The sequence below is a fragment of the Schlesneria paludicola DSM 18645 genome, assembly GCF_000255655.1.
GTDB lineage: Bacteria > Planctomycetota > Planctomycetia > Planctomycetales > Planctomycetaceae > Schlesneria > Schlesneria paludicola.
The window spans coordinates 1,165,683-1,192,481 of the sequence record NZ_JH636435.1 but is presented as its reverse complement, the minus strand read 5'-3'; the positions used below and the strand labels follow the sequence as shown (position 1 = coordinate 1,192,481).

The window sequence follows — 26,799 nt, the reverse complement described above, 5'->3', positions numbered from 1 at the left end:
GCAAGTTGCGGAACGGCCCGGCCTACTCGTTGCCAGCATCATTCCGGAAGAGGCTTGCCTTTGGTTTCAGGGGCGAAGGGCAATGCCAATAGGCCGATCAGAAAGATAACGCTCATGGTGACGGCCGCGGGCCGCATCGGTTCGGCATACGAGCTAAATACGTATTTGCTGAGCGTTCCTAAGGTGAGTGGCCCACACGCGGCGACAAATCGGCCGACGTTGTAGCAGAACGATGTTCCCGTGCTTCGTAGGTGCGTCGGGAAGAGCTCGGGGAAGTAAATTGCATAGCCACCGAACAGTGCGAGCTGGCAGAAGCCCATGATGGGGATCATCCAGAAGATTTGGCTGAATTCGGTCAAATACCCGAACACCATGATCGTGCTGAGCATTGCGAGCAGGAATGTTACGGCGAACGCCGCACGGCGACCGACGTAGTGCGTGACGTAAGTGAAGGCGTAAATGCCGAAGAATGATCCCAGATTCTGCATAATGGACGTCATCGCCGCCCAGAAGGTCAACTGCTTATTCAATTTCTTGGCACGCGTCGTAATCCGCGTGGCATGTTCATCGAGGGTGCTTGCCGGGGCCGAACTGTCACCTTGCGTCAGGTACTCCAGCCGACGTGTGCGATCCTCAGCAGGTTGCTCAATCGACGACAGCAGTTCCTCGCCGTTCTTTGGTGTGCCCGCTTTGATTTGAGTCAGTAGGTTGGAGTAGAGAAATTCGGCGTCCTTGTTGCCGGGAACAAGTCCCAGCAATTGATTGGGCTGCGGAAGTTTCTTGGCTTCGATCGGGTCATCCAGTTTCTGTTTCACAATCTCGGGATTGTTGGCGACATACCGCACAAACTCTCGATCCTTCTCTGCCTGGTTGTCTTTGCGCAGTTCGATTTCAAACGTCTTTCGGAAGACCGAACGGCTGAGGTCGAAGCTGAAGAATCCAATTCCCCACAGGCCAATCACGCCAGATGCGGCCATGATCAGGCCGACGATGGCATTTTTTCTCCAGCGTGGGTTACCAAACAATTCGCCATACGAACCAAACTGCTTCTGGATCTGTTCGGTGGAAGCGGCTTGCCATTGTTCAGGTTCTTTCAAACGGCGACGGATCAGGATGGCAAGCAGTGCGGGGCCGGCGCCGATGACGAACATCACGCGCCAGGCACTGACACCATGTTCTTCAAGATCCGCGAGCAGCAGACTGATGATCGCTGCGGAGATATTCCCGACAGCCGAGAGCGCTTGCAGCAGTCCCAAAGCGAACGGTCGAGCTTTGAGTGGCATGACTTCGGCAACCAACGCGACACCGACGGCAAATTCCCCGCCCACGCCAAGACCGGTCAGGAACCGGAAGAACGCAAAACTCCAAAAATCCCAGGACAATGCACTCAAGCCGGTAAATGCGGAATAGAGCAGGATCGTCAAAAGCATCGTTTTAGCGCGTCCAATTCGGTCGCCCATGATGCCGAATCCCAGTCCGCCGCTGGCCCAACCGAGCAGGAAGATTGCGGTGGCGATGCCCCCGTAGAAATCGACATCACCCGCTGATGCAGAGACCCCCGGTGAAGGTGCGAGTAGCTCACGCATCGCAGGGACTCGAGCGAGATTGAAGAGCTGCTGATCCATCGTGTCGAACAGCCATCCTAATGCCGCGACGATGAGTACGAACCAGTGATAGCGGTTCAACTCTTTCCACCAGGGGCCGCTCGATGAAGTGGTTTCAGGAGCGTCTGGTGCGGCGTCGAATCCGTGCATGAGGGAAAAACCTTGTTCGCGGAAGGATAAATCACAAGCAGTAGGCCAAGTAATACAACCAAATCAGGCTTTCCCTGCAAGCATGCGGAACCGTTTAAGCGAAAAGTTGGAGAGTTTGGAGCAGCGAGTGCCCGGTGTCGGAGTCGATGGGGCGAGGTGTGTGATTCCCGAACCCGCAGGACACGACCCACGGGTGTAAGACTGATGACTCGAATAGATCGTCGATTGGCCATCCGGAACTGAGTTTGGAAAAAAATCGCGGATCATGCCTCATGACACAATCCGCGATCAAGGCGCGCCCACCAGACGCGCCTCGGTTTCATCAGTCTCGCCGCACCAACTCGTGATGATTGTTTGGTGGAACCTCGAATCTAAATAGACACATTGATGAGCTTGCCGCGTATTGGCCACTTTTCCCTGCGGTTGTTGCTCACAGGTCGCAGCGGAAGTGTCATTAGTTGGGGTTTAGTGGCGGCAAAGGCACTGATGATGTCGGCGGTACCGACGGTGCAGGTGGTGTTGTCGAAGCAGGCGGTACGATCACGGGAGGATCGAGATTGGGCAACTTCGCCCGCATCTCGTCTCGCAACTGCTTCGCGAGCTGATCGCCGGGAGCCAATGTCAAAAGCTTGTCGAGTTGATCGAGGGACTGCTGTGGATATCCCAAATAAGCATAGTGATACCCAAGCAGGAATCGATATGCCGGTTCGTTCAACTTTGCTCTTGTAGCGGTTTCCAAGGCTCGCAACTGAGTCGTGTAGTCCTGGTAGTTGCCATAAAGTTCGCGACTGTTCGCAACGACCGTATTCCATTTGTCTTTTGGCATTTGGCTCATGGCTGCTTGAATGGCTCCTGCAGCATCTTCGAATTTGCCAGTTGCAAACAAGGCCTGACCCAGCATCAGTCCCAGAACGGGGTTCTGCGGGTTGTCAACATAAGCGTGTCGCCATGAGTATGCGGCACCTTCATACTCGCCCGATTTGAACGCGGCCTCGCCTTTTTCCGCAAAGCCTGTCGCTGTCGAATCGGTCGTGGTCGTTGAGGCCACAGGTGCCGTCGCAACCGTCGACGGAAGTGTCGTTACCATCGTGGCTGTCGAGACGCCGCCGTAGGAATCGATTCCATAGCTGTAAGGGTTGTAGACGTAGCCGCTTGAATAACCTGGGTACCCGTAGCCGTAACCACCGTATCCATAGCCATTGTAAAGACCATAACCACCATAACCGCCGTAGCCCCAGCCACCATAACCACCGTAGCCGAGTCCATAGAACAGCGAAGTCAGCAGGCCAGCGCCATAGCCATATCCGAAGTATGGATATCCATACCCCCAGCCCCAACCTCGGCCATATCCCCAACTTCCATATCCGAGCCCATATCGGCCGTATCCCCAACCACCGTAACCGAGTCCTCGACCATATCCCCATCCACCGTATCCGCCGTAGCCGAGTCCTCGACCATAGCCCCAGCCACCGTAGCCACGACCGTATCCGCCATTGTGGTTGTAGTTGCTAAAGTGGTTGATGTTATTCCCATGATTCATACCGCCGAAGTTCCCGTGGCGTCCCGCGAACGAGCCGCCATTGAAGCCTCCAAGGTGCGATCCACCATGGTTGAACCCATTATGACCCAACGACGCGGTGCGAATTCCCGCACCGTGCCCGCCACCGAAGTTGCCTCCATGGCTATTCAGGAATGATCCGTGTCCATTTCCGCCACGTCCCAGTCCGGCGTTACCCATGTGTGACATAGATGCGGTTCTTAAACCACCGACATGTCCATTGACACCTCCATGTTGACCAAGGAACGAGTTGCCGCCAACACGCCCGCCACCAAGGTTGCCTGAGTGACCGCGAAGGCTTGCGGCCCCGTTTCCATGCATCCCCCCCATCTGACTTCCGCCCATGCGCATGCCACCGAGGTGGGTTCCTCCCATATGGGTACTACCCATTCGTGCGCCACCCATATTCATTCCGCCCATGTGAGCTCCGCCCATGTGAGCTCCACCCATGTGAGCTCCACCCATGTGAGCTCCACCCATGTGAGCTCCACCCATGTGCATACCGCCACCACCGAAGTGTCCACCTCCCACATGGCCACCGCCGAAATGGCCTCCACCACCACCGAAGTGACCGCCGCCCCCGCCAAAATGGCCGCCCCCGCCGCCGTGGCCTCCTCCTCCACCATGGCCGCCTCCACCGTGTCCACCGCCTCCGCCGTGTGCGAATGCCATGCTAGGAAGGCTCAACGCGAAAGATGAAATCATCATGTAGCCGATGATCCATTTCCGAATGTTCATATTAACCTCCACTCTCTTGTGGAATCTCTGGATGTCCGTGCCCCATCGTCCCACTGATATTTTAAGTCTTCTGGTAAGGTCGTTGCCGGACAATTCACTTTGCTGTTTGCAAAGTTAGGTAAATCTCTTGCCCAAGGAGACCCGCGACAACGACCTGAAGAGTGACAGCTCTTTGGAGTTTTTAGAGACGCCAATCGCGTGCCGCGGAAACTTATTTGCCCGCTTCGCGGCTTACGATCTCATCATTAAGCAGGTCGCGGCGATGCTGCGATGACTTGTCTTCACCGCGGTCGTCAACCTGTTGCTGGCTTTGAGCCTATTGCGCAGCCAGATTTGCCACTGCCGATGAGTGGCCCTGCCGTTCACTCTTAGCAGGTGCCGCATGGCATGGTGGACGCGGAATTTTGTTTTACGCGCAAATTGCGTTGGACGATCGATTGACGAACTGGCATCACGAAAATCAGATTGATTTGCCGAGATCGTAAATCGCGACAGTATCTAGCACGCGATCATTCGTGGCGAACAGGTCCTTAATGGCAGCGAGGTGGATCTTCATTTTTGTGCCCCCGACGCCGATCGCGCCATAAGCGAGGAATCGTGCGTGCTCGCGAGCCTTATCCATCACTTCCACGCCCTCGATTCCAGGCGGGGCGACTGCATTTAGGTCGATGGCCAGCTTTAATGTGGAAATCGCCTGAAGCCGCGCAGCGGAGATCAAACGCGTTTTGGCCGCTCCCGCCGCCACGACCAAATCGACGCCAGCACAAGCCGCCGCCAGCCCGGCGTCGGACTGTGATTCATGAGCCGACAATTTGGCGCAATTCACGACTGATGCCAACGACTCGCACGTGGCCTTGGAGCGATCAAGCGATCGTGACGCGAGCCTCACTGTGGCACCTTGACCAAGTAATAGTTGTGTAACTCGGCAGCCCACGGGGCCGGTTCCACCCAGGACGACGGCAGTTGTATTCGAAAGATCAAGGTGTCTTGCGGCCGTCAGCACCGTCGCCGCAGCGGTTGTGTTCGACCCGTTCGAATCCATCATGACCGAAACCTTGAACGGTCCGAACAAGGTTTTCGTGACCGCTCTCAAGAGAGCTTCACCAGCGGCGACATGACTTCCGCCCACGAAAATCGCCGTATTCACCAAATCACGTGGGCTGCGGGTGAAGATCGCTCCATGCACCAACCCTTCGACGGTTTCAGGTGTTACGCCCCCATAGCTGAACAGCTCGTCAACTCCGGCATCCACCGCCACGACGCGGTCAAACGTACTGGGAAACGGGTCGGTATCGAGTTGGATGAGGATTTTTTTCATGGTGCCAGACGCCGTGCATATGGGGCTTGATTCGAAACACCAGCAACGTTGCTGGCAGGTCTGTTACGCCGATGCGTTGCCGACGAACAGGTGCCTTGCCGCTTCCAACTTTTATGTGCTCAACATGAACTCAAGCCCATCAGCACGACGTCTGATGGGCTTGAGTCCGATGGAATGTCCGAGAAATCAGATCAAACACCCGAGAATGGGTGCTTGGCCGAGTCCTTCTTTGCAACCATTTCGTCGGCGCTTGGCTCGTTCTTCATCGCGCGAGCGATCGCCAGTTTCGTGGCGTCGTAGTTGTATTGGAAGATTTTCTTATCGTCGGCGGCTTCCCAGTGAATGAACACACCGCAAACGATGCACAGCTTTTCGGCTTGATCCTTGGGAATCACGCCTGCAGCAACCGAGTCGGCAACAGCCTTCGCAACCGCGTACTGAGCGGGGCCGAACATCTGAACGGCTTGCTTGGCGCCCTTGATCGTCACTTTTGTGATCATGACGGTCGCTGGCTTCACGGCCAGGTTGGGGGTCAAAACCGCCAACAGGTTGCTGTGCCCTTGGCTCTGGTTCGACAAGGCGTTCGCAAATGCGACACCGACGGGTCCTGACTTATCGCCGATCAGCAGATCGATATGAGCAATCTCATTTCCGTCACCGGACAGTGCTTCACCAACGTAAAACGACATGCTGCAATCCTCCTCAAGTTGACTTTGGCTGACGGCTCTTGCCCTCCGGACTGAGGAGGCAAGCCCGATCTCATGATCGGAATCTCACATTTCGCCATCACAGGTCTGCAATTGATACCACATTCAACAGCAGTTTTTCCAGTAACCCATGTCTGAACAAATGTCGCATCAATGGGACGCGGATCTTCATGCCGTCCTGAACGAGTCGAATTGTCCTGTCCGGTTGTACTCAAGTTCATCGCGACCTATGTTTTGCGTCAAAAAGATCTTGGATTTTCGTGGATTCGATTTGCGCCCATTTCGCGACCCCTGCATCAGTATCCATGATGCAGGGGCCCAGTGCGTGATGTGGCAGCTAAACCTTGGTTAAGGCGTATGACGCGGCGGCGAATTCTGATTGTGGGAGGGAGCACGCGCGCGGCGGCGGATTCCGTTCGACGTGCAGGCTGGCAGCCGGTCTGCGCGGACCTGTTTGCCGATTTTGATCTGCGTGAAACTGCAGAAGTCTTGCCGGTCAGCAATTATCCCGAAAGTTTGCCGGACGATATCAAGGACGTCCGAGCCGACGGTTGGTTCTACTGCGGCGCGCTTGAGAACTCTCCGGATGTCCTTGAGCGGATTTTGGCGAATGGTGATCAATATGGTCCATTGCTCGGTGCCGATCCTGCTGCTGTCCGGTGTGTGCGCGACCCTCGATGGCTGGCACAAGTCCTGATCAACTCCGGCTTGCCGATTCTGGAAATCTGCGATGAACGAAAGCCACCCTTTCCCGACGGGGCTTGGATGCAAAAGCCGCTTGCAAGTGCAGGCGGTCGGTGTGTCAGGATCTGGGATGAAATCGCTGCCACTTCGTCGTACGCCGAATCTCACTATTTCCAGAGGCGAGTCCTGGGAGTCGGGCAATCCGCCTTGTTGCGGGTCGAGGCGGGACGCGTTGAATGTCTCGGGATTTGCCAAGAACTCGAAGAGCGGACAGCCTCTCGTGCTCCATCAAGGTTCACGTACTGCGGTTCGTATGGTCCCGTCCCATCGACGCATCGAAGTTCGGATGTTCTGGAGCAGGTGACTCGGATCGCCCAGGCGGTTGCAGAACGAGCACCTGGTCTGCGCGGGCTCATGGGGCTTGATTTTCAATGGAAGGACGGGATTGTCTGGCTGGTCGAGGTCAACCCGCGCTATACCGCATCGGTCGAAGTGCTCGAATTGGCACAGGGACGCTCGTTCCTGAATTCGGACTGCAACCGCGAGTCCTCGTACTCCGATGCTCCGCGCGAACGCCCACCAAGCGGGACAATTGTCATGAAGCAAATCCTCTATGCGAACAAGGAATTGAGCGTTCCCGATTTACGGACCTACCTTCCCTCGACCGACTCTTGGGGCATTCCCTTCATGGCAGACATTCCAATTCCGGGATCGCAAATCGATTCAGGGTGGCCGATTTGTACGGTTCTTGCTGGCGGTGAGACACTGGACGAGGTGACCACATGCCTAAATGAGCGCTTGGCGATTGTGCGGGCCGCGCTCGATCGCGTGGAGTGACCCCCTGCCCGATCGTCTTGGTCAGGTGTCAGGCGTCTTTTCGGGGCAAATCTCGGATTGACAGTTTCAAGAGATTGAAACAGCTTACGTTCTCACGCGCTCAGGCGGCGTCAACTTCCTGGCGGTGTCGGAGAGCCCTGCGCGAATGATTCAGGCCAAAGGTTTCTCGAAATTGCGAAGTGAGTCGGGACGTATGAACACAATGTTTTGGAATCCTCGACGATTGCTGCTCTCGGCATTCATTCTGATGTCGTGCGTTGGTTGTGACCAGGCAACCAAGGTAATCGCCTCACAAACGCTCCGAGACGCTGCGCCAATGTCATTTTTGTCAGATACAATTCGATTTCAATATGCGCTCAATCCTGGTGGATTTCTGAGCCTGGGGCACAACCTCCCTGATGCGATTCGCCCCTGGCTGTTCGTGCTGACGAATGTCTGCCTGATGGTCGGGATTTTGGTGTTTCTCACTTTTCGACGCACTTTCGACCAACGGCTTTATATCGCAGTCCTCTTTATTCTCGCGGGCGGTATCGGAAATCTGATCGATCGAGTTTCCAATCACGGACTGGTTACCGATTTCATCAATCTGGGGATTGGACCGCTGCGAACGGGAATCTTCAACGTTGCGGATATGGCTGTGATGTTTGGCGGACTCGCGGCCGTGATTCTGACGTATGGAGAAAACGAATCGTCTGACTCACCAGATGCGATCGTCAACGTTAAACCGATGGATGAACCTGACGGTCAACCCTAAAAAGGTGTGCGTGTCACCTAGCCCCGATGACCATTCCATCGCCGGATCTGACATCCGTGTCATTAAGTACGAGGCCGGCCGTGATTGCGATGGCCGTCTCAAGCCGGGGCTGGCACGGTACCGACGCTGATCCGCTTGAGCGTAGCAATCAGGTGGTCGATTTCGTCTTTGGTGTTGTAAAACGCAAATGACGGGCGGACTGTGGCAGGGACTCCATATCGGTGAAGCGACGGTTGCGAACAGTGGTGGCCTGCGCGCACTGCGATGCCCTCAAGGTCCAGCAGCTTGCCGATGTCCTCGGTGCGACGGTCTTTCATGACGAATGAGATGACGCTGACTTTCTCGCGTGCCTGGCCGATCAGTCGGATTCCATTGATGGGCCGCAAACGCTCGGTGGCGTATTCGAGCAATTCATGCTCGTACTTGCCGATGTTTGGCAGGCCAAGTCGTTGGACATAATCGAGCGCCGCTCCCAACCCGACCGTGTCGGCGATGTTGGGTGTTCCCGCTTCGAACTTTGCGGGAGGCTCGGCGTAAGAGGTCTCTTCGAAAGTCACGTTCCTGATCATGTTTCCGCCACCCTGCCAGGGAGGCATGATCTCTTGCAGTTCTTGTCGTGCATACACCACACCGATTCCGGTGGGACCGAAAATCTTGTGGCCCGAGAACACGAAGAAGTCGCAGCCGATGTCTTGAACGTTGACGGGAATATGGGAAACCGATTGAGCCCCGTCGATCACGACGCGTGCACCGTAGCGCTTGGCCATCTGCGTCATTTCTGTCACTGGAAGGATTGTGCCCAGACTGTTCGAGGCCTGAGTCAGTCCGACCAACTTGGTTCGAGGGCCAAGCAGTGCCTGGTATTCTTCCAGCATGACTTCACCCCGGTCATTCGCCGGAATGACACGGATGACCGCGCCCTTTTCTTTTGCGATCATCTGCCAGGGGACAATGTTCGCGTGGTGTTCCAGAGTCGAGAGGAGGATCTCGTCACCCGGCTGTAAAAACTTCCGGCCGTACGTCTGTGCGATCAGATTGATCCCCTCGGTCGTTCCGCGCACAAAGATGATTTCTTTGGAAGTGGCTGCTCCGAGAAATTTCTGTACCTTGTCTCGAACGCCTTCAAATGCGTCGGTCGAACGGGCCGCCAGCGAATGCGCCGCGCGATGGATGTTCGAATTGTCGTGCGCGTAATAGTACGAGATGGCATCAATGACGGATTGTGGCTTTTGCGTGGTCGCAGCGTTGTCGAACCAGATCAGCGGCTTGCCGTGGACGCGCTGATTGAGTGCCGGGAAATCACGGCGAATCGAGGGGATATCCAACGCACGTGCCCCTCCCGATGTGACGGGAGCAGGAATCTGTTTCGGAGACAGGATTTGTTGCAGGAACGAGATTCCCGGGGCGCCAGGACAGAACCCCGCCGGCTGATGTGCGTCAGGGTTTCGAATCTGGTCGACGAAACGGCGCAGCCCATCTGGGGAAACATCCGCCACTTCGTGCGGTGCCGCAGGACTGATGCTTACAGGACTTCCGCCATGGATCTCGTGTGAGACCTGCGAAAGTTCGCTCGGGGCGAAGTGGTAAATATCTGCTGGGTGGGCACCGCCGGAACTCAGGTTGGCCGGTGAGTCACCCGCCGTCGCCGAAGGAATGAATGATCGATTTGCCTGGAACTGGTCACTACCCGGATGGCGGCTGCCATATGCGGACGGAACATCGCCCGCTTGTGGATAACTCTGTTGAGTAACCGCTTGGGATGTATAACCCGCAGGGGCATGTGCGTCTGCTGCAGGGAGTTGCCCGACGGTGGGCTGCGAACCTTCCTGGAGCAAACGGGTGGCGATTTGGGCAATCAGATCAGGGGTCACGTCAGTCATTTCTCGGCCTTTGGGACACGTTCAGGAGGGTTCCGTAACGGATTCGCCGATGGTTATTTCACTTTAGGCTTGCGATTCTCGTAGTCGTGGTAGTATCCGACTTCGACATTCTCAAGAACACCCAGTGCATCGTCCGTCAGGACGGCGCACGAGAAGTACAACGTCAGCAGGTACGACGCGACACCCAGGCTGTCGGTTCCCATCAGGCGTGCCGACAGGCTTGGCATGATTTCACCCGGGATTCCCGCCTGATGAAGTCCCACGACTCCCTGATCCTGTTCGCCCACGCGAAGGAGCAGAATGCTCGTCGTGCCAAACCACTGATTTGATTGGTACCGACTCTTCATTTCGAGCTTGTCGCAAGGAATGAGCGGAACACCGCGCCATGTGATCACGGGCGTGCCAAAGATGACTGTCGTAACTGGGGGCACTCCGCGCCACGTGCATTCACGTTCAAACGCCGCGATCGCTTTCGGATGAGCGAGGAAAAACGCAGGCTTCTTCCAGACCAGAGCCAACAGTTCATCTAGATCATCGGGGGTCGGTGCACCGTACCGGGTGCTGATGCGCATGGCGGGATCGACGGAATGGATCAGTCCGAATTTCGTGCTGTTGATCAGCTCCCATTCCTGACGTTCTTTAATCCCTTCGATCGTCAGCCGCATCTGTTCTTCGAGCTGGTTATAGGGGCCGTTGTAAAGATCTGAGACGCGCGTATGAACTCGCACAACTGTCTGCACGGCCGACAACGAGTACTCTCGGGGATTTGCGGAGTAGTCGACGAATGTTTCGGGGATTTCCATGTTTTCGGCAAAGCCGGAAACCAGGTCGATATTCCGTTCGCCGAAGCGGTTGACGGTCGAACGCAGTTCGAGATGCTCTTCAATCGCTTTGTTGAACTCGTCGTTCAGGTTTGGAAGCTCTTTCAGAACGGCATCTAGATCCTTGCGTGAGAACGTCAGCAGCACGCAAGGCGTCGTTGTTCGAATCGTGACGTCTGATGGCTTTTCGGAGACGAGATCGGTTTCACCGAAAAATTCTCCTTCTGTCAGCAGTGCGATGCGCAGATTGCTGCCGTGGACGCCTTTGCTCAGGACTTCAACCTGCCCCTGTGCGATGATGAAGAACTTGCTGCGGTCTTCCCCTTCGACGATCAGGCGGTTGCCCAGCGAGACGGCTTCCGTTTTGAAGCGGCTGGTCATCCTCGCGATAATGGCGTCAGGCAACCGCGAAAAGAGCGGTACGCTGCGGAGGGACTCGGGTGAGAAGGATGCCAGGTCGCCGGTGATGTCGACCCCGATGCGATCCGCTTTGGAGAGTTCGACCTTGGTACGGTTCACTCGATACGTGCCGCCGTTGACCTGGACCCAAGGGAGCAGGCTTAGCATCCAGCGCGGCGTGATCGACATCATTTTGGGTGATGTCTTCGTGGTCGTGGCCAAGTTTCTGGCCACGGATGTGGTGACGCTGCGCTGCAATAGACTGTCTGACATGTTTCGTGAAGTCCTTTCTCGAAATCGATGTAACCGAAGATGTGTTGATGATTGAACGAGATGAATGTGGCGTGATCGCGTCAGATACCGAGGCCGTGTTCGAACCCGCCCGGATTGCGGTGATCGTAGTCGTGGTAGTATGCGACTTCGACATTTTCGAGGACGCCAACCGCGTCATCTGTCAACACGGCGCACGAGGAGTACAATGACAGCAGGTATGAAGCGACGCCCAAGCTGTCGGTTGCCATCAGGCGGGCAGAAAGGCTGGGCATGATCTCGCCGGGAATCCCGGTTTGATGAAGTCCGACAACGCCTTGATCCGCTTCACCGACGCGAAGCAGCAGAATGCTTGTCGTGCCGGTTCCGCCGCTGGATGTTTGAGCGCTACTCTTTCCGATCTCCAGTTTGTCGCACGGAACGATTGGCACACCGCGCCAGTTGATAACAGGTGTCCCGAACAGCAAGGTTGTCACGGGCGGAACTCCGCGCCACGTACACTCTCGTTCGAAAGCCGCGATGGCTTTGGGGTGGGCAAGAAAGAAGGCCGGCTTTTTCCAGACTTGCGCCAGCAATTCGTCCAAATCGTCGGGGGTCGGAGCACCGTAACGGGTGCTGATTCGCATCGCCGGGTCGACAGAATGAAGCAAACCGAACTTCTTGCTGTTGATCAGGTCCCATTCCTGGCGTTCTTTGATCCCTTCAATCGTCAGCCGCATCTGTTCTTCGAGTTGATTGTACGGCCCGTTGTACAGGTCGGACACTCGCGTATGAACGCGCACTATCGTCTGAATCGCAGACAAGGAATACTCGCGCGGGTTTGCGGAATAGTCGACGAATGTTTCCGGAATTTCAACGTTTTCGGCGAAGCCTGAAACGAGATCAATGTTTCGTTCGCCGTAGCGATTGACTGTCGATCGGAGTTCCCTGTGCGAGTCAATCGCCCTCTGGAATTCCGATTTGAAGTTCGGGATTTCCGCGAGCACCGAGTCGAGGTCTTTTCGGGAAAGCGTCAGCAGCACGCAGGGGGTCAACGTGCGGATGGTCACATCGGATTGTTTGTCAGAGACGACATCGGATTCGCCGAAAAACTCACCTTCGGTGAGCAACGCGATCCTCAGGTTGCTGCCGTGGGCACCTTTGCTGAGGACTTCGACCTGCCCCTGTGCAAGGATGAAGAACTTATTGCCGTCAGATCCCTCGACAATCAGTTCGTTCCCCAATGACACGACTTCCGTCTTGAATCGGCTGGCCATGCGTGCCGAGATATCGATCGGCAACCGCGAAAACAGCGGCACGTTTCGTAGTGCGTCGGGAGAGAACGAAGGAACGTCGTCTGAAAAATCGACGTCGATCCGTTCGGCCTTTGACAGTTCGACTTTCGTTCGATTGACGCGGTAGGTTCCGCCTTCGACATGGACCCACGGCAAAAGCCGCAAGAGCCAGCGTGGCGTGATCGACATCATTTTTGGTGATGTCTTGGTGGTACTCGTCAGATTTCGGGCGACTGCAGTCGTCACGCTGCGTTGCAGAAGATTATCAGACACCTGGGCCCTTCCAGAAAGGTGATTTGAATCGCGATGGCAACTGCCGCGAAACGGCCGAACGATCTTCGAGCGGCCGTCAGTTTAGGGGAACTGCGAAGAAATTCCACGCAAGTGGGTGATTAAATCGCAAGAGGCGATTTCTTCGCTGATTGTCGAGCGGCGTCTAGCCCAGAGTTTCTTTGTCGAACAGTGCAGTCGACAGGTATCGCTCGCCGCTATCCGGCAAGACCGTCACGATCGTTTTGCCCGCAGCTTCGGGGCGGGCAGCGATCTTCAGGCACGCGGCCATCGCGGCACCGCAACTGATTCCGCACGAGATTCCTTCGAGCTTCATTAATTGTTTCGCGGTTTCGATTGCCTCGTCGTCGGTCACTTGCAGGACTTCGTCGAGAAGGCTGACATCCAGGATCTTTGGGACAAAGCCCGCTCCAATTCCCTGAATCTTATGGCGTCCGGGCGAACCGCCGGAAATGACCGGGCTGGCGGCAGGTTCAACCGCAATTGATTTGATTGGCAAGTTCTTGGCTTGTTTAAGGTATCGGGAAACACCTGTGATTGTGCCTCCGGTGCCGACCCCAGCGACGAAATAGTCGATCTTTCCTTCCGTGTCCTGGAAGATCTCGGGGCCTGTTGTCTTGAAGTGGATTTCGGGGTTTGCAGGGTTGGTAAATTGCTGTGGCATGAACCAGCCTGGCTGCTTCGACAGTTCTTCCGCTTTTGCAATGGCGCCCTTCATCCCTTCAGCACCGGGAGTCAGGATTAGGTTCGCGCCGAAGCTCTTGAGCATCATTCGGCGTTCCAGGGACATTGTCTCGGGCATTGTGAGGGTTAGCGTGTATCCACGTGCCGCGCAGACGAAGGCGAGAGCGATACCAGTGTTGCCGCTCGTCGGTTCAACGACATGAATGCCTGGTTTGAGCTTCCCGCTGGCTTCGGCGTCCCAGATCATGGCGGCGCCGATTCGGCACTTCACGCTGTACGCGGGGTTTCGGCCTTCAATCTTCGCGAGCACCGTTGCGCCAAGTCCCTGTGTCAGGCGGTTGATGCGGATGAGTGGTGTGTGGCCGATCGATTCCGAGTTGTCCTTGTAGACTGACATGGCCGCGATTTCCCCTTGTCCGTGGATGGGTGGTCTGTTTGGTTGCGGTGAATTAAATCAATACTAAGTTGGTGGTAATTTATCGGCACGTTCGGATCGCGTCAAGCGAGTCAAATCGGACAAATTTGCAGTGGGATGCCAGTTTGACAAATGTTCTCGTTGTCAATAGTATCATCAGTGGAGTCGTACTTATTGCTCAAGGTGGAGAGGCGGCAAAGTCGATGAAAGTGTCGCGAAAATCAGATTATGCACTCCGTGCATTGATGACTCTCGTGGGTCGATACGGACAAGGTCCGGTGTCGATTCGTGAATTGGCGGAAAAAAATGATGTGCCGCGGCGATTCCTTGAGCACATCATGCTTGAACTGAAGACCAAGGGATGGGTGAAGAGTATCCCGGGACGCATTGGTGGGTTTGAACTTGCGAAGCGTCCCGAAGAGATCACGATGGGGCAGATCGTTCGTTTCTTCGATGGGTTGATCGCTCCGATTGGTTGCGTTTCCGCGACCGTCTACGAGCCTTGCTCACAGGAATCAACCTGCCGGTTCCGCCGCATCATGCTCGACATTCGAAACTACTCGTCGCGTCGAATGGATGAGGCCAATCTGGCGGCTGTCTATGGGATGCAGCCAGTCACTAAATCCGAAGTATTTAGCTCGGCATTTATTGGTGGGGACGGGATCTAGATCGGCTGGTTCGGTGTGCACCGTCTTCGGTGCCTCTATAAGTATCATGAACTTCATTGGCGATTGTGTTGTCTCTTTGAGGAAGTCTGGAATGAAGCGGGTCAATCGTCGAGTCTGGGGCGTCTCTCTGATTGTCATAGCGGCATTCGGCTGCGGGAGCGGCGCAGATCTAACGCCCGATCGTCCAGGATATCAGCCGAAGGTGGTAGAGGGCGATGCTGGGAAGTCTGCACCTCCTTCCGGGGGCGGTCCCATTCAGTTGACGAATGTCTCGTACGACCCTACTCGTGAATTGTGGAAAGATCTGAATCAGGCGTTTATCCCCAAGTTCGAGAAGGATACGGGTAATGCACTGACCATCGAGCAATCCCACGGTGGTTCAGCCAGTCAGGCCCGTGCGATTATTGACGGGTTGCAAGCCGATGTGGCGACCTTGTCAATCTGGACCGATACCGATGCGCTTCGCAAGCAGGGGCTGTTGCGAGAAAAGTGGGAAGATGCGCTCCCCAATCGTTCGTTACCTTATACTTCAACCGTCGTATTCGTCGTGCGAACACCAAATCCAAAGGGGATTAAGGATTGGAGTGATCTCGTGAAGGATGGGGTGAAAGTGATCACTCCCAATCCGCAAACTTCCGGCAATGGCCGTCTGAGCTTGCTCGCCGCGTGGGGGAGTGTTGTGCTCAATGGAGGAACGGAAGAGCAGGCCGTTGAATTCATTACGAAGATGTACAAAAACGCTCCTAACCTCGACACCGGGGCGCGTGGTGCGACGATCACGTTCGCGCAGAAAGGTCTTGGGGACGTGCATATTACCATGGAAAGCGAAGCCCATTTCGAAGTATCAGAATCCAAAGGTAAGCTTCAGTTGGTTTACCCATCGTTAAGCATTATTCATGAGCCGCATGTCGCGATTGTTGACAAGGTTGTCGATCAAAAGGGGACTCGGGCTGCCGCCGAAGCGTATCTGAAGTTCCTGTACACGCCTGAGGGGCAGGAAATTATCGCCAAGCACTTCTATCGTCCGACGGATCCCGCGGTGCTTGCCAAAGTGGCGGACAAATTCCCGGAAATCAAGCTGTTTCCACTCTCGGATATTGTGCCGAATTGGGACGCCGCGCAGGCCAAGTTCTTTGCTGATGGCGGCGTATTCGATAGTATCTACACTAGTCGGAAGTGACGATCGGCTTCTGTTGTTCCGCCGGTTCGGGTTCGCCGCACCGGCGATCCTTTTTGCCTGCCAGGCAACGTTAGTTGGGGCGTGTGATTTTCACTGGCGTATAAGCAAAATGAAGGGCTGATGCGTCGTCGTGCTTTTCATTCCTTCGATTCGATATTCGATGTTCAGTTCGATTGCCATTTCGTTTCGCGGTTGATCTTCGTCGAACCGCGGTTGTGGTCTCTGCTGACGATGAGGCGATACCTTCGGCACCATTGTAAGATCCCTCGCGAAATCGGAGAGATTTCGCTATGAGATGCCTCCCTAACGGGGTGATGACCAGATTACGGTGTTGCGCCAATCACGTCTTGATCGGCGTGTCACTTCATCCTGGTTGGCAAAATGGGCTGCGACGCGACCTCGCTGGCAAACATTTTCATCCTAGACAACTCGAAATGCGACCAGATTGAGCGGGTATGCCGTCTTCAATTCGTGGGCGTATTTCAAAAAATGACGAAGGATCGGGCCGACTTCGAGATTTCCTTTATCGATCAGAGAGTCTTTGTTTCATGTCCACACATCGCGTCCTTCCAGGTTTTTGGCTGACACTCAGTTACACCGTTTCGTATCTGTTTGTTCTCGCTGTAATTCCGTTGGGCGCCTGTTTCTTGAAAGCTCTGTCATTATCGCCACAGCAGTTTATTGCAGCAGTCTGGTCTGAGCGGACGCGTGCTTCGTACGTGGTCACTTTCGGTGCCTCATTCATGGCGGCCGTGATCGACACTATTTTGGGACTGCTGCTCGCCTGGGTGCTCGTTCGTTATCAGTTTCCTTTCAAGCGTTTTTTTGATTCGCTTGTCGATCTTCCGTTTGCCTTGCCGACAGCGGTTGCGGGCTTGGTTTATTCCAGCTTGTATTCTGATAACGGTTGGTTGGGTGCGTTCCTCGTTCCGTGGGGGATCAAGCTTGCCTATTCGCAGGCTGGAATTGTGTTCGTCTTGGCCTTTATTGGCCTGCCCTTTGTCGTCAGAACCGTCCAGCCCGTGCTGGAGAGTATGGAAGCCGACGTTGAAGAGGCGGCCGCATGCCTGGGCGCGACACGATGGCAGACGTTCACAAAAGTGTTGCTGCCGGCGCTTTATCCCGCGTTGACAACCGGCTTTGCTCTGACGTTCGCCAGGGCCATTGGCGAATACGGTTCGGTTGTGTTTATCTCGAGCAACACGCCGGGTACGGATGAAATCGCTCCTGTCATGATTGTTCAAAAACTGGAAGAGTTTCGATATGCCGAAGCCACTGCCGTCGCTGTTGTGCTGCTGGTCGCGTCGTTTGTCATGTTGATCATCATCAATTCCCTTGAGCAGCGGACTGCCGCGGCGAATTCTTCTGCTCATTAGAAATTGAGATGATCGCGATGACTTTGATTTCGTTCGGGCGCGTGGCCCAACGGATGCATTGAAAAGACTCAGATCAATTCCTAATCGAGGCGATTACCGTGCACGCGGTGCCCAAACATCTGCCCCCGTCCACATCAACGACAATTTCACAGGGGCGCGCCGCCCAAGAAGATCCGCTGTGGGTCCGTTGGACTTTGATCAGTCTGGCCGTCTGTACGATGGTCGTCCTGGTGGTGATTCCGCTCGTCAATGTCTTCTATTCTGCGTTTTCCAACGGATTCGCATCCTATTGGAATAGCTTGGTAGGGGACAAAGACACCGTTCATGCGATCAAGTTGACGCTGTTCGTGGTGCCGATCACCGTCGTCGCGAATGTCATCTTCGGAGTTGCCGCCGCGTGGTGCATCACGAGGTTTCGCTTCTGGGGGCGTACGTTACTCACGACTTTAATTGATTTGCCATTTGCGATCTCGCCTGTTGTCGCCGGACTGATGTTTGTGCTGATTTTTGGCGAGAGGGGCTATCTGGGGCCATGGCTGCGAATGTACAACATTCAGATTCTGCATGCTTGGCCGGCGATCGTGCTGGTGACGACGTTCGTGACGCTGCCCTTCGTGGCACGTGAGCTGATTCCCGTGATGGAAGCAATCGGTCCTGACGAGGAAATTGCGGCGATCAGCCTGGGGGCCAATTCTTGGCAAATGTTCTGGCGAGTGACCGTTCCGAACATCAAGTGGGGCCTTTTGTACGGCGTGATTCTCTGCAATGCCCGGGCTATGGGAGAGTATGGTGCGGTTTATGTGGTCTCGGGACGACTCGTCGGCAAGACGGAAACGATGCCGATTCGTGTCAGCACCCTGATGGACGGCATGACAAGTGACTCGATCTCCAGTTCGTTTGCGCTGGCTTCATTGCTGACCATGCTGGCGCTCGTCACGCTGTTTGTGAAAATTGCGCTCGAGCACAAGACTCAAGAGGACTTGCGCCAAGCTGCCAAAGTTCAACAGCTCGAGTAGTCGCGGTTTCTCTGCCGCCTCGGTCTGCAATGTCTTGCTCGCCCTTTCTGGTCTTTCATCGCGCGGGTTCCCATGAGTATCGTCGTCAAGAATCTCTACAAGCAGTTTGGAACGTTTCAGGCGCTCGATGACGTCAGTCTCGAAGCGGAAAGTGGATCGTTACTTGCTCTACTAGGGCCTTCTGGATCAGGAAAAACGACCCTGCTGCGGATCATCGCCGGGTTGGAATCGGCCGATCGCGGCGTCGTGCTCTATCAAGATGAGGATGTCACAAAGCAGTCGCCCAAAGATCGTCAGGTCGGGTTTGTGTTCCAGCATTATGCCCTGTTTCGGCACATGACCGTGTTTGAGAACGTCGCCTTCGGCATGCGGGTGCGTAAACGACCGAACGCCGAAATCAATGCCCGTGTTCATGAGCTGTTGCACTTGGTCCGACTCGAAGGACTCAACGGTCGGTATCCCGCGCAGCTTTCGGGGGGGCAGCGGCAACGTGTGGCGTTGGCTCGTGCCCTGGCCGTGCAGCCGCGCATCTTGCTGCTCGACGAACCATTCGGTGCTCTCGATGCCAAAGTCCGGCAGGAGCTACGTCAGTGGCTCCGACAGCTGCATGATGAAATTCATTTGACGACGGTCTTCGTGACCCACGATCAGGAAGAGGCATTTGAGGTTGCAGATCGAGTCGTCGTCATGCGAGCGGGGCACATTGAGCAGGCGGGCACGCCACAAGAAGTCTTTGACCACCCAGCGACCCCGTTCGTGATGGATTTTCTTGGGAACGTCAATGTCTTCCACGGCCGTGTCGAGAATGGGATGGCCATGTTGGGGGCGTTGAATGTTGCCTATCCCGAGTATCCCCATGCGGAATCGCGGAATGCCACAGCCTATGTCCGTCCACACGAACTGGACATTGAACGGATGCCATTTGGTGACTCAAGCCTTGAAGTGCGGGTCATGCAATTGAACCCCGCAGGATCCGTTGCCAAAGTTCGCGTATTCTCAGAACAATTCGGGCTGGCACTGAGTGTCGATCTGAGTTTGGAGCGATATTCCGAACTTCAGTTGACGCCAGGTGATCGAGTCTTCGTCGCCGCCCGCCGGGTGCGCGTCTTTACGAAAGATGCCCAGGACTACTCGATCTAGTGCCGCAGTCATTCTACTCGGGACGATTCGCGAGCATTGCCAGCTGGCTCGTTGACCTGCTTGCAGCGGGTTCCGTTGCGTCTCAATTCAGGTTTTGATGTCCGCCAGACATTCCGTCAATCGATCCTGGTGGCAATTCAACCGAGCACGTGGCGATCATAGACGCGTTCTGGTTTGTCATTTCGCCGCCAAGGAATGCGCATTTGGGGTTCTTTTATTGGCTTCAGTGCGCGCCTCGTCAACTTCGGCTCACTGAAAATTCATCGAGATCCGGGTGACCCCCAGATGCCTGGTGGATGAAGTTCTGGTATATTTTGACAAAGTCGTTTGTAAACTTTGCTTATCCTCTCGGAGTTCCAGCGACGTCATGGCAGTGATCACGATTACCGATCCCCTCAGTGGTTCAACGGCGCGTATTGCTCCTGAGCTGGGCTTCAACTGTTTCGAGTTCCGGGCGGTCGTCGGCGGAAAAACGATCGATGTTCTGGATGCGGTTTCAGGCTTCGAATCGGGTGGCCAGAAGGCCAGTGGTAGTGGAATTCCGATTCTGTTCCCGTTTCCGAATCGAATTCGCGATGGTCGATTCTCGTGGAATGGAAAAGAATACGTCCTGCCTGGAACCGACAAATGGGGCAACGCCATACACGGTCTGTGCATGGATCGCCCCTGGCGTGTCATTCGGCAATCGGCGGATTTCGTTACGGGCCAGTTTCAACTGAGCGTTGATGCTCCGGATCGTGTCGAGCTTTGGCCGAGCGATTTTGTGATCGAAGTTGACTACGAATTGGTTCGATCCAGGCTGCTCAGCCGTTTCCGAATCAGCAATCCGGGGACTCACAAGCTGCCGTGGGGATTGGGAACCCATCCCTATTTTAAGGTTCCGCTCGACGCGAAAAGTCGCGTGGAAGACTGTCTGGTGGAGGTTCCGGCCAAGTCACTCTGGGAATTGGTCGATTGTTTGCCCACCGGCAAACGGATTCGCGTCAATGACGAGAATGATCTTCGCGAAGGAGCCTATCTGAGTGTCTTGAAACTAGACGACGTCTACACGGATCTTGAATACGAAGGGCCGCAATACGACTGCCTGGTTCTTGACGAGCGAGCTGGCCTGCAGGTCACGCTCACGTGTCCTCCGATCTTTCGAGAAATTGTGGCCTTCACGCCGCCGAATCGGGCAGCAGTCTGTCTCGAACCGTATACTTGTCCCACAAACGCGGTGAATCTTCAGGCGCAGGGGCTGGACGTGGGTTGGCGCGTGCTTGGGCCAGGCCAAGAGTTTCACACATGGATTGATCTTTCTGTCGGGCCGGTCATTGCGTGAACCGGTGGCCGTGCGAAGGAGCGAGGTTCAAATGCTGATCGGAATCTTTCAAGCAAAACGATGGCTTGTCCGGGCCACGTTGTTCACGTCGATGTTGGGGGCGAGCTCGAATTTTCTTTCGTTGTGCGTTGCCCAAGACGCCCCAACCAAGTCTGAAACGACAACCGATCCCGCGGCCCTAAAGGCTTTGATCGACCGCATCAACAAGCTGGAGGGGGACGTTGAGCGGCTGAAGCAGCAAGCGCCAGCAAGTGATACAGTCATCGAACCGCAGATTCTGGCCATGCTGGACGTCGCTCACCTGGCCCCGTTCTACGCCGACAATTCGCAGACCCGGTATCTGGCGCTGCATGTGATGCTGGCCAATACCACCAAGCAGACCTTCACAATTTCCCAGGACCAGGTGATTGCCGAAATCGATGGTGAAGATCGCAAGCTGAAGGAACTTCCGCGACAACTTCTCAACTACACAATTCCGTCGGGGAAACAACACACGCAGATCGCTGCCGTGAAGCCACCCAAAGAATGGCGATTGCCCGCCGGTGGACAAACCGGAATGTGGCTCATTTACCCTGGGCTGCCGACCGGTTCGAACGTGCCAAAGTGCCGCCTGAAGATCAAACTTGGCGAAACCACGAAAGAAATCAATGTCAACGAATTGCAGCGGGCACAACTAAGTCTCGACGTCCAGCGGATCGGTCCCAGAGAGTGTCTCGCTCTCCTGACCATCGGCGGTTCCATGAATACTTTCAACGCCGGTGCATTCGTCGACGAACTCGACGCACTCGTTGAAAAGAAGGTGGCGCGTGTCGTTGTGAGATGGAATGAAGGAGCGACCCCCCCTGATCAACCGACGATGCAATGGCTGATGACCGCCGCAGTCGGTAACGGTGGAAACCCCAACCACAATGCAAATTATCCCGTGATTCCCGCCGCGATTCGCGAGTTTCATCTCACCGAATTTCCTTCCGGTGATGACGCACAATCCCGAAATGGTCTCAGGCCGACATCGCCGTCTCGAGTCCACAAAACGACGACGGAATCGGTGGGGGCCGCGCTGCGGACGGCCTATCTTTCCTTGCCGCGCGACGAACTCTTCAACGAGATTCAAAAGGGAAATCCTCTGACGCGTCCCGCGGCGCTTGCGTTCGGGGGAGGTCGGTTGGATGTCGACAAGCTTCCTCAGATCTTTGAGTGGGCCGAGGATCAGGATCCTGAATTGCAGAAATCCGCAATTCAGGCACTGAGCCATTTCGGCGAGGCGTCGGCGATTGAGAAGCTTGTCTATTACGCCAAGCGGAATGTGGAACCAATTTCGTCATCGGCGATCGAAAGCCTGGCGGGATCGCGGTTTGGTGCAGCACATGAGGCCCTGCTTGAGCTACTGAAGAACGAGCCTGCTTCCTCAAAGAAAAAAATCATCCAAGTTCTGGCAAAGTATCCACGGTCGATCTGGTCAGACACCTTGTACGAGTTCGTAACGAACTCCTCGGGCGGTGCGGATGCCGATTCGATTCGTGCACTGATTCAGGTTGGCCATCCGCAACTGGTCGATGTGTTGGAACGCTCGCTGAAGTCTGCGGAAAAGCCGATCCGTGACCAGGCATTTCAGGAACTCTCCAAACGGAGCGATGAGCGGAGTGAAAAGCTGGCTGTTGGGTATGCGCTGAAAGCGCTCGAAGCGGGGCCGCCGGATGATGCCGTGGTGCAGTTGCTATCTCGTACGAAAGATCCGCGAGCGATTCCGATGCTGCTGAAGCAACTCGACTCGAATCACGATCGCGTGAACGTGATCAATCTGCTGATGCAACTGGGCGACCAGGAGGTTGCCGATCGATTGGTTCAAAAATACAGTTCGCTGAATAACAACGAAAAAGTTCAAATTCTGCAGGGACTGAAGGCCTTTCGACATCCCAAATTTCGTGAGCTCTGTGGCGAGGCATTGTTGACCAATGACAATCAGCTTGTGACGGCGGCCGCCACGGCACTCAGCCAAGAGGGCCATGTCGAAGGGGAAAAGTTTCTGATTGCAGCACTCGAAAAGCAGAAGCCAGTTCATCTGCTGGGCAATATTGTCAACGCATTGGCGAACTATGGGACCGCGACGGCTCGTGACGCTTTGATTCGTGCACGCGATTCGGGAGACAAAAACAAACATACCTATGCCAGTCAGGCGCTTCTGACCATGCGGCAACGATCTCCCGGTTATCAATATGTCTATCAGGCAAGGACTCATCAGCAATCGAACCAGATTAAAGAAGAGCTGGAAGCGTACGAGATGGCGTTGCAGCTTGATTCAGAGCTGCCGGAGGCGTACTGGGGGCGTGGCGAGTTGTTTCTGAAACAGCAAAAGTATTCCGCGGCACGAAAGGACTTGGAAAAAGTTCTGGAACTGAAGCTCGATTTAGGCGAGCGAGAAGGTGACTTTATCACGAGTCTCGCGATTGCGCGGATTTGCGATGGTCAGGTGCTTGAGGGGCTGAAGTATCTCGAAGAAAACCGCGGTCGATTCGTGGAAGGGACGCGCGAACCACGGTCCAGAGAGAAGCGATACTTCTACCTCTACAATGCCGCGTGTGCGTATTCTCGAGCATTTGAATACGTTCAGAAGCAGACGGAACTGCCCGATCGCGAGGCGCTCCGCGAGAAATACCGCAAGCAGGCGATTGTGGATTTGACAGAGTCGTTTCAAAGGGGATTCGAAGACTATGCCCATGCGGCGAAGGATCCGGATTTCGAGAGTCTGCGAGAAGATCCCGAGTTCAAGAAAATCCTCGCTGGAAGGCCAAGCGAGAAGCCCGCTGACAAATCAGAAGAAAAGTCCGAGCGAGACGACGAGTAGTCATCTTTGATCAATTCCGCTCAACTTCGTTCGGTTGTCATAAGAATTTGCTGCCTCTCGAGGTGCCTCCGTGAATGGCGCTCTGGGGATTGGCGGGCGGATTCGGGATGCGGACTAACAGCATCGATTCCCCCAAACCTGTCGGCCTCGCTGGGCCCTACGAACCGCCACGTGACTTCACGACTTTTAGGTCTACAAATCCTGCACGGCGTCGTCCCCGGTGTGGACGTCGTTTATCACAGAGTAAAAACATGGGACTTCTCGCTGGTACACCCTTTGACCGTCCGCCGCACTGCGAACGCTGTGATCGGCTCGAATCGGAATGTACATGCCCTCCAGAAACGGCCAAAAGCAACTTGGTGGCTCCCGACCGGCAGACGGCGCGCCTCGCCGTTGAGAAACGTCGCAAAGGAAAGGTCGTTACGGTCATTTCGGGGCTGGCGGCCAATCAGAATGATTTCCCGGCGTTGCTGACTCAGTTGAAATCCTTTTGCGGTGCAGGTGGGACGAGCGACGGCGATACTCTAGAAATTCAAGGGGATCACCTCGATCGCTTGCAACAAAAGTTGAAGCAGATTGGGTATCGAGTTCGTTGATGCGCGATGGCTTGACTCTCCTCGCAGTTCTCTCGGTTCGCACCGCCTGACCGACACAGTCCCCTTTTGGCAAGGGGTTGCTAGAATCGGCCGCGGACTTTGAGGAGGTGCCTGAGTGATCAGTGCCAGGTGCGCTCACGTTTTTTAAGTCCGATGCCAAGAACTGAATTCTTGTACTATTTTCTTCAAGTCTGCGGAAAAATGTCGCATCCCTATCGAGCAATTCCAGAGCTGTTTGACCTGCAGGCAGGTGGTCCGCTGATCCGCATTCCGCACCAGCTTGACGTGCCCTTTACGCCCCGCGTTCGGTCGCTCGTCGATACTGCCGAGTTTCAACGACTGCGTCAGATTACTCAATTGGGGCTGGCTGCTCGCATCTATCCAGGTGCAACCCATACTCGATTCGAACACGCACTCGGCGTGTTCCACAACGCGATTCAGTACTTGTGGCAGTTGGGAAAAGACGCACGGTTTGCTGCCACCGTCGATCCGCATCAGGCCGAAGTGTTGATGGTTGCCGCGTTGTTGCATGATCTGGGGCATTGGCCGTTCTGCCACCCAATTGAGGATATGGGGCTTGCCGATCTGCCGCCTCACGAACAGTTCGCGGCCGAGTTTCTCGCCCCAGATCGAGAATTGGGAATGGTGCTTCGGGACGAATGGAACATCCAGCCGGAAGAAGTACTTGATGTCCTGGTCGCCAAGACCGATTCTACCGCGCTGCGACTGATGCGGTCTGTTCTTTCCGGCCCGATCGATATCGACAAGATGGACTATCTGGAGCGTGACAGCTTGCACGCCGGGGTGCCATACGGTCGGAATTTCGATCGTGCGCGGCTCATCCAGTCGTTACTTGTGAACGAAGCTGGCGACGGCCTGGCGATCAGTGCGAAGGGTAAAACTGCAGCGGAGCTGATGGTGTTTGCCCGGTATGTGATGTTCAGCGAAGTCTACTGGCACCACGCCGTACGATCAGCGACGTGCATGTTCGCTCGCAGTTTTTTTGAATTGCATCAGTCACTCGATTTGAAGTCGTTGTTCAAACTCAGTGAATTCGATGTAATCCGTGAACTGCGTCAGACTGCTGTTGGGACGCCAGTGGCCTCCCTGCTCGACGGATTATTTGGTGCGAAACGTCAACTGCACAAGCGTGTGCTGGAACTGAGCCTCTATCAGACCCCTGACCTGTATCGTCAAGTGGCAGGGCGCCCTTACCGCGAACTGGTCAATGTGGCGCGTCGCCTGTCCGAACGCGTTTCCCAAGAACTCGGCTGCGAAGTGCAGTCAACCGATCTCTTGATCGACGCGCCTCCGCTGCACAAAGAAGTCGAGTTTAAAGTCAGCATTTATCATCCAAAAGAACGCCGCTACCACGCGCTCAGCGAGGTATCGCCGGTGGTCAACGCCCTGGCCCGCACCCAGTTCGATGACTACGTCAAACGAGTCCGTCTATTCGCCGCCCCGCCACTCGCCAAACAGCTCGCTGGCCGCCGTGAATTCACAGATTGGCTCGATGAAGCATCGGCCCACTCTTGATTGCCGAATTCGGTGAAATTCCGCAGATGCAGGCTAGTGCATCGGTCGAGGAGAAATTCTGCGAGATCGCGAACGTTGAGTTTGTCCAACTGAGGGCCATCATCGCGAGCAAACCGGCCGTTCTCAAACAGGGGTGCCGCTCGCAGGATTCTCCACTAGCATTGCTCCAAAACGACGGCTCTGAAAATCGAATCACTCGTCAGTTGGCCGCTTAGTCACTTCGATCGAGGCGGTGATTTCTCCCAGCCGCCCCCCTTCCGAGTCGTGAAGCTCAACGGAAACTGCCAGACTTCCCGTAAATTCTGGCTCTCTGTTGCCATCGTAGGTCAGAGACACCATTGCACGATCGTGTGCGGCGAACTGTGTGTGTGACAAGTTCGCCGTCAAGCACTCACAGGAGGTGTTGAGTTTGTGTACTGTTACTGCTCGATCACTCTGATTCTTGATCCAATGCTTGTACCTCGTCTCTTCCCCTTGAAACACAACTCCTAAGTCGACGGCCAACTTCAGAGGTGACTTGTCACTTGTTTGTCGGCTACTGGCGCCATGATTGGCGGCAATAGTGTCGCTGACTTGGTTCTGGCTGCATCCAGCGGTTAGCAAAGATAGCAGCAGAAGTATCACGAAGGGTTTCATTCTTGTCTTCTCGAAAGTTCAGATCGATGATCGATCGTCAAGCGAACAATTTATTCTGATCAGAAAGATTCGATGATGTTGCACGCATTGCCGTCAACGACAAC

At 55.2% G+C, this 26,799-nt stretch carries 20 protein-coding genes; 11 read left to right on the top strand and 9 right to left on the bottom strand.

The features are described 5' to 3' along the window. Positions 1 to 38 precede the first annotated feature (38 nt). The 4 genes from OSO_RS52060 to fae all read right to left on the bottom strand — a co-directional run bounded on the left by OSO_RS52060 (position 39) and on the right by fae (position 6,057). Positions 39 to 1,754 (bottom strand): MFS transporter, encoded by a 1,716-nt coding sequence (locus OSO_RS52060; protein WP_010585350.1) that lies wholly within the window; start codon positions 1,752 to 1,754, stop codon positions 39 to 41. Between the two features lie 454 nt (positions 1,755 to 2,208). Next, positions 2,209 to 4,050, bottom strand: coding sequence for a tetratricopeptide repeat protein (locus OSO_RS52300; protein WP_193378348.1), 1,842 nt, complete (start codon positions 4,048 to 4,050; stop codon positions 2,209 to 2,211). A gap of 460 nt (positions 4,051 to 4,510) precedes the next feature. Continuing rightward, entirely contained in the window at positions 4,511 to 5,368 is an 858-nt protein-coding gene (locus tag OSO_RS0122400; RefSeq protein WP_010585347.1) for a bifunctional NADP-dependent methylenetetrahydromethanopterin dehydrogenase/methylenetetrahydrofolate dehydrogenase, read from the bottom strand. Positions 5,369 to 5,559: 191 nt separating this feature from the next. Continuing rightward, positions 5,560 to 6,057 carry a formaldehyde-activating enzyme gene (gene fae, locus OSO_RS0122395; RefSeq protein WP_010585346.1) on the bottom strand — a complete coding sequence of 166 codons (498 nt, stop codon included), beginning with the start codon at positions 6,055 to 6,057 and terminating at the stop codon, positions 5,560 to 5,562. A 375-nt stretch (positions 6,058 to 6,432) separates the two neighbouring features. Between fae and OSO_RS0122385 the strand changes: the two genes are divergently transcribed. Together OSO_RS0122385 and lspA are read left to right on the top strand one after the other, a co-directional pair. After that, on the top strand, positions 6,433 to 7,596 hold the full coding sequence (locus OSO_RS0122385; RefSeq protein ID WP_010585345.1) for an ATP-grasp domain-containing protein: 1,164 nt from the start codon (positions 6,433 to 6,435) through the stop codon (positions 7,594 to 7,596). 145 nt (positions 7,597 to 7,741) lie between these two features. Further along, positions 7,742 to 8,350, top strand: a complete 609-nt coding sequence (lspA, locus tag OSO_RS44665; protein WP_010585344.1) for a signal peptidase II — start codon at positions 7,742 to 7,744, stop codon at positions 8,348 to 8,350. A 98-nt stretch (positions 8,351 to 8,448) separates the two neighbouring features. Here lspA and OSO_RS0122375 read toward each other — a convergent pair whose 3' ends face one another. The 4 genes from OSO_RS0122375 to cysK all read right to left on the bottom strand — a co-directional run bounded on the left by OSO_RS0122375 (position 8,449) and on the right by cysK (position 14,366). After that, on the bottom strand, positions 8,449 to 10,230 hold the full coding sequence (locus OSO_RS0122375) for a SufS family cysteine desulfurase (protein WP_010585343.1): 1,782 nt from the start codon (positions 10,228 to 10,230) through the stop codon (positions 8,449 to 8,451). 53 nt (positions 10,231 to 10,283) lie between these two features. Next, the gene (locus OSO_RS0122370; RefSeq protein WP_010585342.1) at positions 10,284 to 11,723 is read right to left on the bottom strand and encodes a family 2B encapsulin nanocompartment shell protein; all 1,440 of its coding nucleotides are present in this window, start codon (positions 11,721 to 11,723) and stop codon (positions 10,284 to 10,286) included. A gap of 80 nt (positions 11,724 to 11,803) precedes the next feature. Next, positions 11,804 to 13,267, bottom strand: coding sequence for a family 2B encapsulin nanocompartment shell protein (locus OSO_RS44660; protein ID WP_010585341.1), 1,464 nt, complete (start codon positions 13,265 to 13,267; stop codon positions 11,804 to 11,806). A gap of 163 nt (positions 13,268 to 13,430) precedes the next feature. Continuing rightward, complete coding sequence (cysK, locus tag OSO_RS0122360; RefSeq protein WP_010585340.1) at positions 13,431 to 14,366, bottom strand: cysteine synthase A; 936 nt, start codon at positions 14,364 to 14,366, stop codon at positions 13,431 to 13,433. A 221-nt stretch (positions 14,367 to 14,587) separates the two neighbouring features. On the opposite strand from cysK, the gene OSO_RS0122355 reads away from it, so the two are divergent. From OSO_RS0122355 to OSO_RS0122305, 9 genes are all read left to right on the top strand, one after another. Beyond that, a complete protein-coding gene (locus OSO_RS0122355; protein ID WP_029247336.1) occupies positions 14,588 to 15,052 on the top strand; it encodes an RrF2 family transcriptional regulator in 465 nt (154 codons plus the stop codon). A 91-nt stretch (positions 15,053 to 15,143) separates the two neighbouring features. Continuing rightward, the gene (locus OSO_RS0122350) at positions 15,144 to 16,232 is read left to right on the top strand and encodes a sulfate ABC transporter substrate-binding protein (protein WP_010585338.1); all 1,089 of its coding nucleotides are present in this window, start codon (positions 15,144 to 15,146) and stop codon (positions 16,230 to 16,232) included. A 548-nt stretch (positions 16,233 to 16,780) separates the two neighbouring features. Beyond that, a complete protein-coding gene (gene cysT / locus OSO_RS0122340; protein WP_040593044.1) occupies positions 16,781 to 17,608 on the top strand; it encodes a sulfate ABC transporter permease subunit CysT in 828 nt (275 codons plus the stop codon). A gap of 98 nt (positions 17,609 to 17,706) precedes the next feature. After that, positions 17,707 to 18,624 carry a sulfate ABC transporter permease subunit CysW gene (gene cysW, locus OSO_RS0122335; RefSeq protein WP_010585336.1) on the top strand — a complete coding sequence of 306 codons (918 nt, stop codon included), beginning with the start codon at positions 17,707 to 17,709 and terminating at the stop codon, positions 18,622 to 18,624. Between the two features lie 72 nt (positions 18,625 to 18,696). Further along, positions 18,697 to 19,764 carry a sulfate/molybdate ABC transporter ATP-binding protein gene (locus OSO_RS0122330; RefSeq protein ID WP_010585335.1) on the top strand — a complete coding sequence of 356 codons (1,068 nt, stop codon included), beginning with the start codon at positions 18,697 to 18,699 and terminating at the stop codon, positions 19,762 to 19,764. Positions 19,765 to 20,131: 367 nt separating this feature from the next. After that, complete coding sequence (locus tag OSO_RS0122320) at positions 20,132 to 21,085, top strand: aldose 1-epimerase (RefSeq protein WP_010585334.1); 954 nt, start codon at positions 20,132 to 20,134, stop codon at positions 21,083 to 21,085. Positions 21,086 to 21,116: 31 nt separating this feature from the next. Next, on the top strand, positions 21,117 to 23,927 hold the full coding sequence (locus OSO_RS0122315) for a HEAT repeat domain-containing protein (RefSeq protein WP_010585333.1): 2,811 nt from the start codon (positions 21,117 to 21,119) through the stop codon (positions 23,925 to 23,927). Positions 23,928 to 24,178: 251 nt separating this feature from the next. After that, a complete protein-coding gene (locus tag OSO_RS0122310) occupies positions 24,179 to 24,523 on the top strand; it encodes a translation initiation factor (protein ID WP_010585332.1) in 345 nt (114 codons plus the stop codon). 153 nt (positions 24,524 to 24,676) lie between these two features. Then, positions 24,677 to 26,059, top strand: coding sequence for an HD domain-containing protein (locus OSO_RS0122305; protein ID WP_237729326.1), 1,383 nt, complete (start codon positions 24,677 to 24,679; stop codon positions 26,057 to 26,059). A 192-nt stretch (positions 26,060 to 26,251) separates the two neighbouring features. Here the strand turns inward: OSO_RS0122305 and OSO_RS52675 are convergent, their stop codons facing one another. Further along, positions 26,252 to 26,695, bottom strand: coding sequence for a DUF1573 domain-containing protein (locus tag OSO_RS52675; RefSeq protein ID WP_029247333.1), 444 nt, complete (start codon positions 26,693 to 26,695; stop codon positions 26,252 to 26,254). Positions 26,696 to 26,799: the final 104 nt, after the last annotated feature.